Source organism: Pseudomonas campi, assembly GCF_013200955.2.
Classification (GTDB): domain Bacteria; phylum Pseudomonadota; class Gammaproteobacteria; order Pseudomonadales; family Pseudomonadaceae; genus Aquipseudomonas; species Aquipseudomonas campi.
Map to the genome: position 1 here is coordinate 1,120,270 of NZ_CP053697.2, position 16,090 is coordinate 1,136,359.

Sequence of the window (16,090 nt, forward strand, 5' to 3'; positions counted from 1 at the left end):
GCGTAGGTTGGAGCATTCGGGGGCAGAGGCGCTGGGCCTCGCTGCGTTGCTTTTCGGCCGGTGATGATTCCGGCGAGCAGAAAAAAGGCCCGCGGTCTGGTGACGGCGGGCCTTGTTCAGGGGGCAACTGCGTTACAGGTTGGCGATCTTCTCGCGCTGTTCGACCAGCTTGGCCAGCGCCTGTTCGGCTTCGGCCAGCTTGGCGCGCTCCTTGTCGAGCACTTCGGCTGGCGCCTTGGCGACGAAGCCTTCGTTGCTCAGCTTGCCGCCGACGCGCTGCACTTCACCGCTCAGACGGGCGATTTCCTTGTCCAGGCGCGCCAGTTCGGCGTCCTTGTCGATCAGGCCGGCCATCGGCACCAGCACTTCCATCTCACCGACCAGGGCGGTGGCGGACATCGGTGCTTCTTCGCCGGCGGCCAGTACGCGTACCGACTCCAGCTTGGCCAGCTTGTTCAGCAGCGGCGCGTTGTCATTCAGGCGACGCAGGTCGGAGGCCGAGGCGTTGGCGACGATGATGTCGATGCGCTTGGCCATGGAGATCTTCATCTCGCCACGGATCTGCCGTACGCCGAGCATCAGCTGCTTGACCCACTCGATGTCGCCTTCGGCGGCGGCGTCGATGCGGCTCTCGTTCGCCACCGGCCAGGCCTGCAGCATGATGGTGTCGCCGCTGACGCCAGCTTGCGTCTTGATGCGCTGCCAGATTTCTTCGGTGATGAAGGGCATGAATGGGTGGGCCAGGCGCAGGACCACTTCCAGCACGCGGATCAGCGTGCGGCGGGTGCCGCGCTGGCGTTCTACTGGCGCGTTTTCGTCCCAGAGAACTGGTTTCACCAGCTCCAAATACCAGGCGCAGTACTGGTCCCAGACGAACTCGTAGAGCGACTGGGCGGCCAGGTCGAAGCGGAAAGCGTCGAGGTGACGGGTCACATCGGCCTCGGTGCGCTGCAGCTGGCTGATGATCCAGCGGTCCACGGAGGACAACTCGACCGCTTCACCGTTGATGCCGGTGTCCTGGCCATCGGTGTTCTCGAGGACGAAGTTGGCGGCGTTCCACAGCTTGTTGCAGAAGTTGCGGTAACCCTCGACGCGGCCCATGTCGAACTTGATGTCGCGACCGGTGGAGGCCAGCGCCAGGTTGGTGAAGCGCAGGGCGTCGGTGCCGTAGGCGGCGATGCCGTCGGGGAACTCGGCGCGGGTCTGCTTGGCGATCTTCTCGGCCAGCTTGGGCTGCATCATGCCGCTGGTGCGTTTCTCCAGCAGCTCGTCGAGGGTAATGCCGTCGACGATATCCAGCGGGTCGAGCACGTTGCCCTTGGACTTGGACATCTTCTGGCCCTGGCCGTCGCGCACCAGGCCGTGCACGTACACGGTCTTGAACGGAATCTGCCCGGTCAGGTGGGTGGACAGCATGATCATCCGGGCGACCCAGAAGAAGATGATGTCGAAGCCGGTGACCAGCACATCCGTGGGGTGGAAGGTCTTGAGTTCCGGGGTCTGCTGCGGCCAGCCGAGGGTGGAGAAGGTCCACAGGCCCGAGCTGAACCAGGTGTCCAGCACGTCTTCGTCCTGACGCAGGTTGGCGTCGCCGAGGTTGTGGGTGGCGCGCACTTCCGCCTCGTCACGGCCGACGTAGACGTTACCGGCATCGTCGTACCAGGCCGGGATGCGGTGGCCCCACCAGAGCTGACGGCTGATGCACCAGTCCTGGATGTCACGCATCCAGCTGAAGTACATGTTTTCGTACTGCTTGGGCACAAACTGGATTTCACCGCTCTCGACCACGGCGATGGCTTTTTCGGCCAGCGGCTTGGTGCTGACGTACCACTGGTCGGTCAGCCACGGCTCGATGATGGTGCCGGAACGGTCGCCTTTCGGCACTTTCAGAGCGTGGGCGTCGATGCTTTCCAGCAGGCCGGCGGCCTCGAAGGCGGCAACGATCTGTTTACGCGCCTCGAAACGACCCAGGCCGGCGTATTCGGCCGGCAGGCTGCAGTCGATCTGGCTGTTGACGCTGCCATCGACATTGAATGCCTGGACCTGTGCGAGCACGGCGGCGTTCTTGTCGAAGATATTCAGCAGCGGCAGGTTGTGGCGCTTGCCGACTTCATAGTCGTTGAAGTCGTGGGCTGGGGTGATCTTCACGCAGCCGGTGCCGAACTCGGGGTCGCAGTAATCGTCGGCGATGATCGGGATACGGCGGCCAACCAGCGGCAGCTCGACGAAGGTGCCGATCAGGGCTTTATAGCGCTCGTCTTCCGGGTGCACGGCCACGGCGCTGTCGCCGAGCATGGTTTCCGGGCGGGTGGTGGCGACGATCAGGTAATCCTTGCCGTCGGCGGTCTTGTTGCCGTCGGCCAGCGGGTAGCGCAGGTTCCACAGGCTGCCTTTTTCGTCGTGGTTTTCCACTTCGAGGTCGGAGATGGCGGTGTGGAATTTGGTGTCCCAGTTGACCAGGCGCTTGCCGCGGTAGATCAGGCCGTCTTTATGCAGGCGTACAAAGGCTTCTTTCACCGACTCGGACAGACCTTCGTCCATGGTGAAGCGTTCGCGCGACCAGTCCACCGAGCTACCCAGGCGACGGATCTGCCGGGTGATAGTGCCGCCGGACTGCTCCTTCCATTCCCAGACTTTCTCCAGGAATTTCTCGCGGCCCAGATCGTGACGGCCAATGCCGTCGGCGGCCAGCTGGCGCTCGACCACCATCTGCGTGGCGATGCCCGCGTGGTCGGTGCCCGGCTGCCACAGGGTGTTGCGGCCCTGCATGCGGCGAAAGCGGATCAGCGCATCCATGATCGAGTTGTTGAAGCCGTGGCCCATATGCAGGCTGCCGGTGACATTCGGCGGCGGGATCATGATGGTGTAGGGCTCGCCGGAACCTTGCGGGGCGAAGTAGTTGTTCTGCTCCCAGGTCTGGTACCAGGAAGTTTCGATGGCGTGGGGCTGGTAGGTCTTGTCCATGGGTGCGGCGGGACCGTATTGGCAACTGAGCGGGAAAGCCGGCAAGTATAACGGCAAAGGGCAGGCGGCCAAAGGCCGAAGCGGCAAGCGCCGGACGACGGGTGTCTCGGAAGCTCCCCTCTCCCACTTGTGGGAGAGGGGCTGGGGGAGAGGGGGTCTGTCTACTCACCCTCTCCCCAGCCCTCTCCCGTGAACGGGAGAGGGGGCAAAAGCGCACCGCACCGCATCGCGACTGTGAAGCTGCAAAAAAGAGATCGTAGGGTGGATGACGCTCTGTTCATCCACCAGAGCGCCGTCCGGTGGATCGATGAAGCGCGATCCACCCTACACGGCCGCCGCAGCCGATTGATCAGGGCTTGCGCTGGGCCAGCAGGCGGTCGAGGCGGGCGTCGAGGCGGCGCTTGAGTTCGGCTTCGATCTGCGGCACGAAATCGTCGATCACGTCCTGCAGCAGCAGTTGCGCGGCAGCGCGCAGTTCGCCGTCGAGGCGGTTCAGCTCGCCGAGCCCCTGGGCGCTGACGCTGCGCTGGATGGCGCTGCTGATGGTCGAGCGGGCAGGTGCGCTTGGTGCGGTGGCGGGTTTGGCCGGCGCTACAGGGGTCGCGGCGGGGCTCGGGGTAACCGGCGAGGCCGGGCGCTGGGACGGAAGGCTTGGCGCCGGGGCGCTGGTCGCGCTGGCCGGCTGCACTGGGGCTGCACTTGGCGGCGGGGTGGGCAGGCTTACGGTCGGGCCGGGTTCGATGATGTCGGACAGCAGGGGAATCTGCAGGTCATCGTCGAGGCTGTCTGTCAGCAGCGGCGGCTCGAGCTGTTGCTCTTCCAGCAGCTTGCGGATGGACTCGAGGTCATCCAGCAGGTGGTCGGGTTTGGGCGGTTTCGGGGTGTCCATGATGCGATTAGAGCCTGTTCATGATCTCGCGAGCTAGAGCCAGGCAAGGCGAAGACAGGCGAGGAAGCGCAGTTTACGAATGGTAAATGAGCATGACTCACGGTGTTCGCCCTGGCGGGCCGCCCTGTGGGCGTTCGATGCAAGCCATCCTCTGAGCCTATTGTTAAAGCCGCATGGCCTCTGCGCAGCAGGTCATGGACAGGTTCTCAGAGCTCTACACGCTGCGGATCATAGCCTTTCTGCCGGTACAGGCGGAAATTCTCGCGGCACAGGGCGAGCAATTGCGGCTCCTGGTTGACGATCTCGATGACCCGGCTGAACTGCTGCAGATGCGGCGAAAGCGCCGGATTGAGATTGATCAGCAAGCCCTGGCTGGTCGCCGGGGGCTCGTCCAGACCGAGTACCACCGGTGCCTGCGGGTTGTGCTGGTGCAGGTCATGGGGCACGAAACTGTCGTTCTTGAAGTGCCACAACAGTTCGTCCAGCTCCTCGCACTGGGCCTGGTCGGCGCCGCGCACGAACACCGGCATGCCGGCGCGCCAGGCTTTCAGGGCCAACTGACAAGCCGCCCGCTGGCGGTCGGCCGGGGTGGCGGTGGAAAGAACGTAGAACTCGACGCGCATGACGGCACTCGTGGTGGCGAATCGGTAGCCCGGATGCAATCCGGGACGGGGTGTCCCCGGATTGCATCCGGGCTACAGGTTTAAGAGCCCCGAAACAGGTTCTCAGGCCTTGAGCCGATCCAGCAGGTATTGGGTCAGCAGCGGGACCGGGCGGCCGGTGGCGCCCTTGTCCTTGCCGCCGCTGATCCAGGCGGTGCCGGCGATGTCCAGGTGGGCCCAGTGCACGTCCTTGGTGAAGCGCGACAGGAAGCAGGCGGCGGTGATGGTGCCGGCCTTGGGCCCGCCGATGTTGGCGATATCGGCAAACGGGCTGTCCAGCTGTTCCTGGTATTCGTCGAACAGCGGCAGCTGCCAGGCGCGGTCGTCGGCGTGCTCGCCCGCCTTGAGCAGTTGCTTGATCAGCGTGTCGTTGTTGCCGAGCAGGCCGGAGGTGTGGGCGCCGAGGGCGACCACGCAGGCGCCGGTGAGGGTAGCGATGTCGATCACTGCCTGCGGCTTGAAGCGCTGGGCGTAGGTCAGGGTATCGCACAGCACCAGGCGGCCTTCGGCGTCGGTGTTGAGGATTTCCACGGTCTGCCCGCTCATGGTGGTGACGATGTCGCCGGGGCGGGTGGCGCTGCCGCTGGGCATGTTCTCGGCGCAGGCCAGCAGGCATACCAGGTTGATCGGCAGTTGCAGTTCGAGCACGGTCTTGAGGGTGCCGAACACGCTGGCGGCGCCGCACATGTCGTACTTCATCTCGTCCATGCCGGCGGCCGGCTTGATGCTGATGCCGCCGGTGTCGAAGGTGACGCCTTTGCCGACCAGTGCATAGGGTTGCTCATCCTTCTGTCCGCCCTGGTAGTGCATGACGATCATCCGCGGCGGTTGGGCGCTGCCCTGGCCGACGGCGAGGAAGGCGCCGGCGCCGAGTTCCTTGAGCTTCTTCTCGTCGAGGATCTCGATCTTGAGGTTCTTGTGCGCCTTGCCCAGGGTCTTGGCTTCTTCTGCCAGGTAGCTGGGGTGGCAGAGGTTTGGTGGCAGGTTGCCGAGGTCCTTGGTGAAGGCCATGCCGCTGGCGATGGCCTGGGCGTGCAGGCTGCCGCGCTCGACGTCAGCCAGTTCGGCCTTGTCGGCGATCAGGGTGATCTTCTTCAGCGCCTTGGGTTCGGCCTTCTTGCTCTTGAACTGGTCGTACAGGTACTCGCCGTCGGCCAGGGTTTCCACCAGCAGGCGCGCCTTGCCGTAGGCATCGCGACCTTTGACCTTGAGTTCGCCGAGGGCCAGCACGGCATCAGTACCGCCCAGACCTTTCAGTGCGCCCTGGGCGGCTGCAACCAATTTGCGGTACTGGCGGTCGGATAGCTCGCCCTTGCCACTGCCCAGCAGCAGCACGCGCTCGGCCTTGAGGCCCGGCAGGCTGTGCAGCAGCAGGGTCTGTCCGGGTTTACCGGCGATGTCGCCGCGCTTGAGCAGGGTGCTGATAGCGCCACCGCTGGCCTCATCGACGGCCTTGGCCGCCGCGCCGAGCTTGCGCCCTTCGCCGAGGGTGACCACCAGGGTGGCGGTCTTCAGGGTTTCCGGACGGGTGCTTTTGACGAGGAATTCCATGGTGAGCTGTCCCCAAGACAAAGAGTCGGGTTTGGCGGATAATGCCCGCTATTTTTTCGAGGGCCTGCACATGCTGCAGGCCGGCAAAGGTGCGGCTAGTTTGAGCGTAGCCACCGGAGCCTGACAACCCTGGAGTGTCTGGTTTGATCGTCTTCCGCTATCTGTCTCGCGAAGTGTTGCTCACCCTCAGTGCGGTCAGTGCCGTACTGCTGGTGATCATCATGAGCGGGCGTTTCATCAAGTACCTGGCCCAGGCGGCGCAGGGTCTGCTCGATCCCGGCGTGCTGTTCATGATCATGGGCTTCCGTCTGCCCGGATTCCTCCAGCTGATCCTGCCGCTGGGCCTGTTTCTTGGCATCCTGCTGGCCTACGGGCGCCTGTACCTGGACAGCGAGATGACCGTGCTGTCGGCCACCGGCATGAGCAACAAGCGCCTCCTCACCTACACCATGGCCCCGGCAGCGCTGGTCGCCCTGCTGACGGGCTGGCTGAGCCTGGGCCTGGCGCCGCAGGGGGTGACCGAGGTCACGCGCATCCTCAATCAGCAGGATGCCCTGACCGAGTTCGATACCCTGGTGCCCGGCCGTTTCCAGGCGATGAAGGATGGCTCGCGGGTCACCTACACGGAAAGCCTGTCGGCGGATCGGGCGCAGCTGTCCGGCGTGTTCATTTCCGAGAAACGCTTCAGTCGCGACCAGGCGGAGAAGAATAAAGAGCGTGGCATCACCGTACTGGTCGCCGAGAAAGGTCGCCAGGTGATCCAGGCCGATGGTAGCCGCTACCTGATCCTGGAAAACGGTTACCGCTACGATGGCAACCCGGGCCAGGCCGATTACCGGGCGATCCAGTACGAGACCTATGGCGTGCTGCTGCCCAAACCGTCGGTGAGCAACGAGATCAGCGAGCGCGAGGCCATTCCTACCCGCGAACTGCTGGGTAGCGACAACCCGCGCTATCAGGCCGAGCTGCAATGGCGCCTGTCGATTCCGCTGCTGGTATTCGTCGTCACCCTGCTGGCGGTGCCTCTGGCGCGGGTCAACCCGCGTCAGGGCCGCTTCCTCAAGCTGCTGCCGGCGATTCTTCTGTATATGGCCTATCTGGCACTGCTGATCGGCGCCCGTGGCCAGTTGGACAAGGGCAAGATTCCCCAGGACCTGGGGCTGTGGTGGGTGCACGGCCTGTTCCTGTTGATCGGTCTGGGGCTGTTCTGCTGGACGCCTCTGCATCTCAAGCTGGCCAGCCGCCGCGCAGTGAAGGAGATGGCCCATGGTCAGGCTTGATCGTTACATCGGAACCAGCGTGTTCTACGCCATCCTGGCGGTGCTGGGGATCATCGTCGGCCTGGCGCTGTTGTTTGCCTTCATCGACGAACTGGGCGACGTGGGCGAGGCCTATGGCACCTTCGAGGCGCTGGTCTATGTCCTGCTGACCCTGCCGCGGCGCATCTACGAGATGCTGCCGATGGCCGCGCTGATCGGTTGCCTGATCGGTCTGGGCAGTCTGGCCAGCAACAGTGAACTGACCATCATGCGGGCGGCTGGTGTGTCGGTCAGCCGTATCGTCTGGGCGGTGATGAAGCCCATGCTGGTGCTGATGCTGGTCGGCGTGCTGATCGGCGAATACCTGGCGCCCTGGAGCGAGAACCTGGCCCAGGCCCATCGTTCCATGGCTCAGGGCGGCGGCGAAGCACAAAGCTCCAAGCGCGGCCTGTGGCATCGCCAGGGCCAGGAGTATGTGCACATCAACGCCGTGCAGCCGAATGGCCGGCTGTATGGCGTGACCCGCTATCAGTTCGATGACCAGCGTCACCTGCTCTCGTCCAGCTTTGCCCGTCGCGCCTTGTACCAGGGTGATCACTGGCAGCTGGAAGACGTCAAGACCACGCATTTCCGCGAGCGCAGCACCGAGGTGATCGACGCGCCGATCGAACGCTGGGATGTCGAGCTCAACCCGCAGTTGCTCGGCACTGTGGTGATGGAGCCGGACTCCCTGTCGATCAGCGGCCTGTGGCGCTATATCCGCTACCTCGGCGAGCAGGGCCTGAACAATGGCAGCTATTGGCTGGCGTTCTGGACCAAGGTGCTGCAACCGCTGGTGACGGCGGCGCTGGTGCTGATGGCGATTTCCTTCATCTTCGGCCCGCTGCGCTCGGTGACCCTGGGCCAGCGCGTGTTTACCGGTGTGCTGGTGGGCTTCGTGTTCCGCATCGCCCAGGATCTGCTCGGCCCATCGAGCCTGGTGTTCGGCTTCTCGCCGCTGCTGGCGGTGCTGGTGCCGGCTCTGATCTGTGCCGGCGCCGGCTTCGTGCTATTGCGCCGCGCGGCCTGATTGCAGGCGCGAGGGGTAACGGCGGTCTGAGCCTGTAATGCTGTCTAGTTGAGAGAAACGCCGCGATTTCGTACAGGAGTCGCGGCGTTTTTATTTGCCGCAGGCAAATTGTAGGAGCGAGCTCTGCTCGCGATCTTGGCTGCCAATAGAGCTTCGCGAGCAGAGCTCGCTCCTACGGTCAAGGGCGATTCACTTTGACTGGCCGGGGGAGAGGGTTGGGCAGGCCACTCCGCCCCTCTCCCTGACCCTCTCCCACAAGTGGGAGAGGGGACTGTCCGTGTTGCCAGCGTTGTAGCCCGGATGCAATCCGGGAGCGGTGCTGCCTGTTTCCCGGATTGCATCCGGGCTACGCCTTAGAGCCTGTTCACGATCTTTTGAGCAGCAGCACAAGGAAGGCCAAGTGGATGAGCTGCAAGCTGGTATTGAGTTTGCGCTCGCAGTTCTTCCACAACCGACGACACTTCTCCAGCCAGGCGAAGGATCGTTCCACCACCCAGCGTTGTGGCATCACCGCAAAGGTATGCAGTTCGCTACGTTTAGCGATCTGCACTGTCGCGCCCAGCAAGCCTTCCACAGCCTGGGCAAACGGCTTGCCTGTATAGCCACCGTCCGCCAAGACGTTTTGCACGCCTTGTAAGCTTGCTGCCGCGCGCTCAAGCGCCAGCAGCGCCCCCTTGCGATCGGTGACATCTGCAGTCGTTACCGCAACCGCATGAGGCAGACCTTCTGTATCTACGGCGATGTGGCGCTTGATCCCGGAGACCTTCTTGCCTGCGTCATAGCCTTTCTGGTCAGCGCTATCGGTATTTTTCACGCTCTGCGCGTCCACGATCAAGAATGTCGTGCATGCGCTGCGCCCCTGTCTGATACGGGCCGCGCCAACCTGATTTTTTGAGCGCCCGCTCCAAAACGCTAACGCCATCTGGATCGGGCTCACTCCAACGACTGAAGTAGGCGTGTACCGTCCGCCACTTAGGGTAGTCAGTCGGTAGCATCCGCCATTGGCAGCCACTCTTGAGCAGGTACAACGCGGCGCACCAAACCTCATACAGGTCTACTGACCTGGGCTTAGTCTTCTTGCGCACACTCTCTAGCAGCGGCCTTATCTGTTCGAATTGTTCGCGACTCACGTCGCTCGGGTATTGAGTCTTTCGCATCGGGCAATTATCCCGGCGCGAAAAGATCGTGAACAGGCTCTTAGGCGTCGCCGGCTGGTCTCATCGTCCCGCCCCCGCTAACCAGGGCGTAAATGAAAAGGCCGGGCTACCAAGCCCGGCCTTTCTGCCTTATCAAGAGTTAGAGCGTGGCAGGGTTGCTGGCGGTGTTGAGGCGGCGGGCCTGCTTCAGGTACAGGGTGACCTCGCGAGCCGGCAGCGGTTTGCTGTACAGGTAGCCCTGACCCTCGTTGCAGCCATTGGCGATGATGTATGCCTCCTGCTCGATGGTCTCCACACCTTCGGCGATGACCTGCATGCCCAGGCTCTTACCCAGCTGGATGATGGCGCGCACGATGGTGGCGTCGTCCTCGTCCTCCAGCACATCCTGGACGAAACTGCGGTCGATCTTGATCTTGTCCAGCGGCAGGCTTTTCAGGTAGCTCAGCGAGGAGTAGCCGGTACCGAAGTCGTCGATGGCGATCAGCGCGCCAGCGCGGCGCAGGCTGAGCAGGTGCTGGGCGGCGGTGGTGATGTCTTCCATCAGGCCGGTTTCGGTGACTTCCAGCTCCAGGCTGCGGGCTGGCAGGCGGTAGACCTGCAGCAGGTTGTTGACCATGCGCGGCAGTTCGGCGTGGTGCAGCTGCACGGTGGACAGGTTGACCGCCATGCGCAGGTTGGTGAAGCCCTGATCGTGCCATTCGCGCAGCTGGCGGCAGGATTGATCGAGCACCCATTCGCCGATGGCGATGATGGTGCCGTTCTGCTCGGCCAGCGGGATAAACAGGTCTGGCGGGACCAGGCCGTGTTGCGGGTGCTGCCAGCGCAGCAGGGCCTCGACGCCGACCACCTGGTGGTCGCGGTAGTCGACCTGCGGCTGGTACACCACATGCAACTCGTTGCGGCCGAGGGCCTCGCGCAGGTCCTTCTCCAGTTCGCGGCGGCGGCGCATCTCGCTGTCGACGCTGGCGATGTAGAACTGGTAGCGGTTGCGCGAACGGCTCTTGGCCAGGGTCATGGTCTGTTCGGCTTTCTGCAGCAGCTTCTCGGTGCTGTCGCCGTCTTCCGGGAACAGAGTGATGCCAATGGTGGCGCGCAGACGGACTTCCTGCTGCTCCAGGGAGAAGGGCGTATCCAGGCTGTCGAGGATGCTCTGTGCCAGTTCGGCGGCTTCATAGGGCTGTTCGATATCAGCCTGGACCAGAGCGAACTGGTCGCCACCGAGGCGGGCCAGGGCACCGAGCTTGCCGCTGTGGCTGCGCAGGCGATCGGAGAGGGCCAGTAGCAACTGATCGCCGGTCTGGTAGCTGAACTGTTCGTTGATCCCTTTGAAATCGTCCAGGCCGACACACAGAACCGCTACCCGGCGTTGCAGGCGACCGGCGTCCTGGAGGATCTGGTCGAGCTGCTGCTGCAGCTGCTGGCGATTGGGCAGGCCGGTGAGGAAGTCGTACTGCGACATGCGCAGCAGGCTGGTCTCGGCTTCACGACGCAGGTGGGTGTTGCGCTCGATGGATTCCAGCAACTGGTTGGCGGTGTTGATCCACAACCCCAGCTCATTCTTCTCGTTGCCGCGCAGCATGGGCAGCTTGTGTTCGCTGGGGCGGTCCGGATTGATGTTGGTCAGGTGCTCGATGATCTTCGACAGTGGCTTGGTCAGCAGCAAGTGGTAGACCAGGTACAGCACCAGGCCCATGGCCAGGGCGCGCAACACGCCGGAGATGAAGATGATCACCGAGGTGGTGAGGAAGTTCTCGCCGTAGCTGGCGGTGTCGAGGGTGATGTTGAGATCACCGTAGTACTCGCTGTAGGGGCCTTTGCCCACCAACTGGGTACTGAACACCTGCTCTTTGCCGAGAATCGGATCGGTCATCCAGCGGTTGTTCGATTCGATCAGCTCGCGTGAGCGTTCGGCCAGCATCGGCTCGTTGGGGTGGCCGATGGCGGCGTAGCGCACCGCCTCGTGCTGGAACAGGCCTTCGATGACTTGCATGCCCATCTCGCGATCCAGGCTGTAGACGGCCTGGGTCGAGGGGTCGCGGAACATGCCGAGGATGCGCTGGGCATCGCTGGCTACCGCCTGGCGAGTCTTGTAGATGTCGAAGACGATCTGTGCACAGCTCAGCACCACGCCAACGATCAATGCCGAAAGCAGGACCACTCGGAGCAGTTTGAGCGACAGGCTGTTTTTCAATTCCAGCTTCAAATGCGTATTCCTTGTTATCTGCCGGAGCCTACTGACCGTTGTGAGTATTGGCAAATGCGCGGGAGCCGTCAAAGGGCCATTACGTCATCGAACGGATTTTTTAGCATTGTTCTGCGCTGGCGCATGTATGAGGTATGAAATTAGCACTGCGCTCTGCCGTGGTGCGAGCGCATGGCGATTGCCTCTCGCTTGGGGGTTCCAGGGCTGGCGCAAGAGTTGCTAAGGCTTGTCCGTCACTGTGTCGGGGGACTTGCCATGAAGATCTACCTGTTGTCGCTGTGCGCCTTGTTCTTTCCGTCGCTGGCTCATGCCGCCACGGACGTCGATCTGAACAGTGCCTGGGTGGTGCTGGCCAGTGCCCTGGTGTTTTTCATGCAGGCGGGCTTTGCCCTGCTGGAAAGCGGTATGTCGCGGGCGAAGAATGCCGTCAACGTGATGATGAAAAACTACATGGATGGTTGCGTTGGCGGCATCGTCTTCTGGCTGGTTGGCTTCGGCCTGATGTTCGGCGCCAATGCCACCGGCTGGTATGGCATGAGCCACTTCGCGCCGCATCAGGGCGAACCCTGGGATTTCACCTTCCTGCTGTTCCAGATGATGTTCGCCGCCACAGCCGCGACCATCGCCAGTGGCGCCATGGCCGAGCGCACCCGCTACGCTGCTTATCTGGTTGGCGCGGTGGTGATCAGCGGGTTCATTTATCCGATCTTCGGTAGCTGGGTGTGGAGCGGTATCTATGGCGGCCAGGGCTGGCTGGCGAAGATGGGCTTCATCGACTTTGCCGGCTCCACCGTGGTCCATAGCATCGGTGCCTGGTGCGCGCTGGCCGGGATCATGGTACTCGGGCCGCGACTGGGGCGCTTTGCCAGCGACGGCACGCCGCGGGCGATTCCCGGACACAACCTGGCGCTGGTCACCCTGGGTGGTTTCATCCTCTGGCTCGGCTGGTTCGGCTTCAACGCGGGCAGCACCCTGGCGATCAACCAGAGCATTGGTCTGATTGCCCTGAATACTCACCTGGCTGCAGCGTGCGGTGCGGTGGGGGCGATGCTGGCACTGCGCACCACATCGAGTCCGGTGTTGCTGAGCACCACGGTGAATGGCTCGCTGGGCGGGCTGGTCGGCATCACCGCCGGTTGCGCGACCATGCTGCCGGGCTTCGCCATGCTCACCGGGCTGGTGGCGGGTGTGGTGGTGGTCCTCGGCATGCGCCTGCTCGATCGGCTACGGCTCGACGATGTCGTAGGGGCCATTCCGGTGCATGGTTTGGCCGGGGTCTGGGGGACGCTCGCCGCCGGTCTGTTCTTTACCGGCGACCTGTTCAGCTGGGCGCGCGTCAGCGTGCAGTTGATCGGTGCCGGCATGGCTTTTGTTTGGGCCTTTCCGCTGGCCCTGGCGCTGTACTTCATCCTCGCCAAGACCATCGGCCTGCGTACCAGTACTCAGGATGAACAGCGCGGGCTGGACTATGCCGAGCATGCCGAAATCGGTTATCCGGAGTTCAACCAGTCGGTGACCTTCGATGGCGCCGAATTGACGCGGAGGGCGTGAGATGAGTCTGACTACCCGCCGGCGCGCCATCTATACCGGATTGGCCGGGCACTTCGGCGAAGACGAGCTCCTGCCGTTGCTGTCGCTGTGGGAGGCCAAGTACGCCGACAAGCCGCCGTTCGCCCTCAACGAGTTTCTCGCCGAAGTGGCGCAGCGCAGCGGCCGCAAGCTGGAGCGCGCGCGTCTGTACCGTGAGCTGGTGGGGGCGCTGACCGGGCCGACCAGTAACCTGCTGCCCGACCCGGCGCCGCGGGTGCATGCCTGGCGCCAGGGCGAAGGCCTGGAAGCGGAGGAGGTTTCCGGGCCGGATGCGCTCGCCCGGCAGACCTTCGATGCCCTGAGCCAGGCCCTGTTCAGCCTGCTCGACCCGGACATGGTGCCGCGTCTACGGCGTTTCGCGGCCGGAAACCTGAACGGCATGCAGATCGACACCGAACTGCGTCTACGTTTGCGCGGCTGGCTGGAAAAGGGCGGGTCGCTGGGGCTGACGGCCCTCTCGCTGGAGCACCTGCGGGTGCTGCTCAATCTGCTTTACATAGGCCTGTGCGAGTACCTCGGCCCGGTTACCGCCGACCAGGTACTGACCCGGGCGGTACAGAAGACCGAGCGGATGAATCTGCAGTTGCCGCCGCAGAAGCTGCTGTAAGAACCCGTTTACGATCTTTTCTGTATCGCTTTAGCGGCGTTTAGAGACTGATGCGGAGTGCTTTTGCCCCCTCTCCCGTTCACGGGAGACGACTGCATGGATGCAGGAGGTAGGGCGACGCAGGAAGCCAAAGCCGAGGGTTGGGGAGAGGGCGCGTTTGCCAATACCCTCTCCCCCAGCCCCTCTCCCACAAGTGGGAGAGGGGAGTTTCCGAGATCGTAGACAGGTTCTGAGCAACCCGCAGAAAGCAAAAAACCCGGCCTTAGCCGGGTTTTTTGTGAACGCTGGGTGCGACTCAGGCAGCGAAGTTCTTCGCCACGAAGTCCCAGTTGACCAGGTTCCAGAACGCCTCGACGTACTTCGGACGCAGGTTGCGGTAGTCGATGTAGTAGGCGTGTTCCCATACGTCGCAGGTCAGCAGCGGGGTGTCGCCGCTGGTCAGCGGGCAGCCGGCGCCGATGGTGCTGGCCAGGGCCAGGGAGCCGTCAGCCTTCTTCACCAGCCAGCCCCAGCCGGAGCCGAAGGTGCCGATGGAGGTCTTGCTGAACTCTTCCTTGAACTTGTCGAAGGAACCGAAAGCCGCGTTGATTGCGTCGGCCAGGGCGCCAGTCGGCTGACCACCGCCGTTCGGCGACAGGCAGTTCCAGTAGAAAGTGTGGTTCCAGATCTGTGCGGCGTTGTTGAACACGCCACCCGAGGAAGTCTTGATGATCTCTTCCAGGCTCTTGCCTTCGAACTCGGTGCCCGGCACCAGGTTGTTCAGGTTCACCACGTAAGCGTTGTGGTGTTTGCCATGGTGGAATTCCAGGGTCTCGGCGGACAGGTGCGGCTCGAGGGCGTTTTTCTCGTACGGCAGCGGCGGCAATTCGAAAGCCATGGTCTATCTCCTACTCAGGTCGGGGGCGCGCGGTGCGCACAGGGGCCGTTCACGGGCGGCCGGACTGGCGGCGGAGAGTTTGTCCTCTTTGCGCCGCGAGCCGGGGATCATAGCACCCGAGCCGGGCCTTAACCACGCAGCAACTGTGTGGAAAAGCCGGTGCCAGGGCCTTTGCCACGCCTTACATGGAGCGCATTAGCTGATAGGCCATGGCGAACATCATCAGCGCCACGCCCAGGTCGAGCAGGCGCCAGGTGGTGGGGCGGGCGAGCCAGGGCGCGAGCCAGGCCGCGCCCAGGGCCAGGCTGAAGAACCACAGCAGCGAGGCGCTGGCCGCGCCCAGGGTGTAGGCGCCGGGGTCCGGCTGCTGGGCGCCGAGCGAGCCGATCAGCAGCACGGTGTCCAGGTACACATGCGGGTTGAGCAGGGTGACGGCCAGTGCTGCCAGCAGTACGGCGCGGCGCGAGCGTGGTCCACTGTTCTCGCCTTGCTCCAGGGCCTGTGGCCGTGCGGCGCGCAACAAGGCCTTGGTGCCGTACCAGAGCAGGAAGGCGCTGCCGCCCCAGCGAGCGATGCCGAGCAGCAGCGGATTCTGCGCCAGCAGGGCGGCCAGGCCGAATACCCCGGCGGCGACCAGCAGGGCGTCGCACAGCACGCAGAGTGCGGCGACCGGCAGGTGATGTTCGCGGCGCAGGCTCTGCGCCAGGACGAAGACATTCTGCGCGCCGATGGCGATGATCAGGCCGGCAGCCACCAGCAGGCCGTTCATATAGCTCTGCCACATGGTGTTCACTCCTGGGCTTGGCTGGCGGCGAGCTGACGCAGCACGGCCATGGCTCGTTCGGCATCGGCTGCGGCGACGAACAGGTGATCGTGGTAGAAGCCGGCCACTACGTTGCAGCTGATATTGGCGGCGGCCAGGGCGCTGGCGAAGGCGGCGGTGAGGCCGACGGCGGCGAGCGCCGAATGCACGCTCAGGCTGATCCAGGCGGCGACGTAGTCATAACTCAGGCCCAGGCGGTCGGCGTCCTCTTGGGCGAGGATCAGGGTCAGGCCTTCGGCCTCGCGAAAGCTGCCGATGATCGTCTGGACATCCAGCGGGCTGTCGCTCGCCACGCTGCAGAACACGTAGCGCCCGGGGTTGAGCTGGGGTGACAGGCTGCCGAGCAGTTTGCCGAGTAAGGTTTCGCCGGCCATGGGGGCTTCCTTGTGAGGATTGCGGTGATCGTTGTCGGGCAGTTTCCGCTGAGCTCATGTATAAG

General features: G+C 63.6%; 13 protein-coding genes. 4 read left to right on the forward strand and 9 right to left on the reverse strand.

Features of this window, described 5'->3' with window-relative positions; genetic code table 11:
* Positions 1-132 precede the first annotated feature (132 nt).
* From HNE05_RS05100 to HNE05_RS05115, 4 genes are all read right to left on the reverse strand, one after another.
* Positions 133-2,964 carry a valine--tRNA ligase gene (locus HNE05_RS05100; RefSeq protein ID WP_173203987.1) on the reverse strand — a complete coding sequence of 944 codons (2,832 nt, stop codon included), beginning with the start codon at positions 2,962-2,964 and terminating at the stop codon, positions 133-135.
* Between the two features lie 349 nt (positions 2,965-3,313).
* A complete protein-coding gene (locus tag HNE05_RS05105) occupies positions 3,314-3,853 on the reverse strand; it encodes a DNA polymerase III subunit chi (protein ID WP_173203989.1) in 540 nt (179 codons plus the stop codon).
* A gap of 206 nt (positions 3,854-4,059) precedes the next feature.
* A complete protein-coding gene (locus HNE05_RS05110; RefSeq protein ID WP_173203991.1) occupies positions 4,060-4,476 on the reverse strand; it encodes a DNA polymerase III subunit chi in 417 nt (138 codons plus the stop codon).
* A gap of 102 nt (positions 4,477-4,578) precedes the next feature.
* Positions 4,579-6,066 (reverse strand): leucyl aminopeptidase, encoded by a 1,488-nt coding sequence (locus HNE05_RS05115; protein ID WP_173203993.1) that lies wholly within the window; start codon positions 6,064-6,066, stop codon positions 4,579-4,581.
* Positions 6,067-6,209: 143 nt separating this feature from the next.
* Here HNE05_RS05115 and lptF point away from each other — a divergent pair, with 143 nt between their 5' ends.
* On the forward strand, positions 6,210-7,346 hold the full coding sequence (gene lptF / locus HNE05_RS05120; protein WP_173203995.1) for an LPS export ABC transporter permease LptF: 1,137 nt from the start codon (positions 6,210-6,212) through the stop codon (positions 7,344-7,346).
* A complete protein-coding gene (lptG, locus tag HNE05_RS05125; RefSeq protein WP_173203997.1) occupies positions 7,333-8,394 on the forward strand; it encodes an LPS export ABC transporter permease LptG in 1,062 nt (353 codons plus the stop codon). The genes lptF and lptG overlap by 14 nt, the downstream gene beginning before the upstream one ends.
* Before the next feature lie 364 nt (positions 8,395-8,758).
* On the opposite strand, the gene HNE05_RS05130 is transcribed toward lptG, so the two are convergent.
* Both HNE05_RS05130 and HNE05_RS05135 read right to left on the reverse strand, forming a co-directional pair.
* Positions 8,759-9,551 (reverse strand): IS5 family transposase gene (locus HNE05_RS05130; protein ID WP_173203186.1). Its coding sequence is split into 2 segments (ribosomal slippage): positions 8,759-9,281 and positions 9,280-9,551, totalling 795 coding nucleotides; the frame shifts between segments, so codons are not numbered across the junction.
* Between the two features lie 139 nt (positions 9,552-9,690).
* Positions 9,691-11,754: a putative bifunctional diguanylate cyclase/phosphodiesterase gene (locus tag HNE05_RS05135; RefSeq protein ID WP_173203999.1), complete on the reverse strand. Its 2,064-nt coding sequence runs from the start codon at positions 11,752-11,754 to the stop codon at positions 9,691-9,693.
* 255 nt (positions 11,755-12,009) lie between these two features.
* Here HNE05_RS05135 and HNE05_RS05140 point away from each other — a divergent pair, with 255 nt between their 5' ends.
* Entirely contained in the window at positions 12,010-13,305 is a 1,296-nt protein-coding gene (locus tag HNE05_RS05140) for an ammonium transporter (protein WP_173204001.1), read from the forward strand.
* A 1-nt stretch (position 13,306) separates the two neighbouring features.
* Entirely contained in the window at positions 13,307-13,951 is a 645-nt protein-coding gene (locus HNE05_RS05145) for a hypothetical protein (protein ID WP_173204003.1), read from the forward strand.
* Positions 13,952-14,246: 295 nt separating this feature from the next.
* Here HNE05_RS05145 and sodB read toward each other — a convergent pair whose 3' ends face one another.
* The 3 genes from sodB to HNE05_RS05160 form a co-directional block, all read right to left on the reverse strand.
* Positions 14,247-14,828 (reverse strand): superoxide dismutase [Fe], encoded by a 582-nt coding sequence (gene sodB, locus HNE05_RS05150; protein ID WP_173204005.1) that lies wholly within the window; start codon positions 14,826-14,828, stop codon positions 14,247-14,249.
* A gap of 181 nt (positions 14,829-15,009) precedes the next feature.
* Entirely contained in the window at positions 15,010-15,612 is a 603-nt protein-coding gene (locus HNE05_RS05155) for a LysE/ArgO family amino acid transporter (RefSeq protein WP_173204007.1), read from the reverse strand.
* Between the two features lie 5 nt (positions 15,613-15,617).
* Positions 15,618-16,025: an ACT domain-containing protein gene (locus tag HNE05_RS05160; protein ID WP_173204009.1), complete on the reverse strand. Its 408-nt coding sequence runs from the start codon at positions 16,023-16,025 to the stop codon at positions 15,618-15,620.
* Positions 16,026-16,090 lie beyond the last annotated feature (65 nt).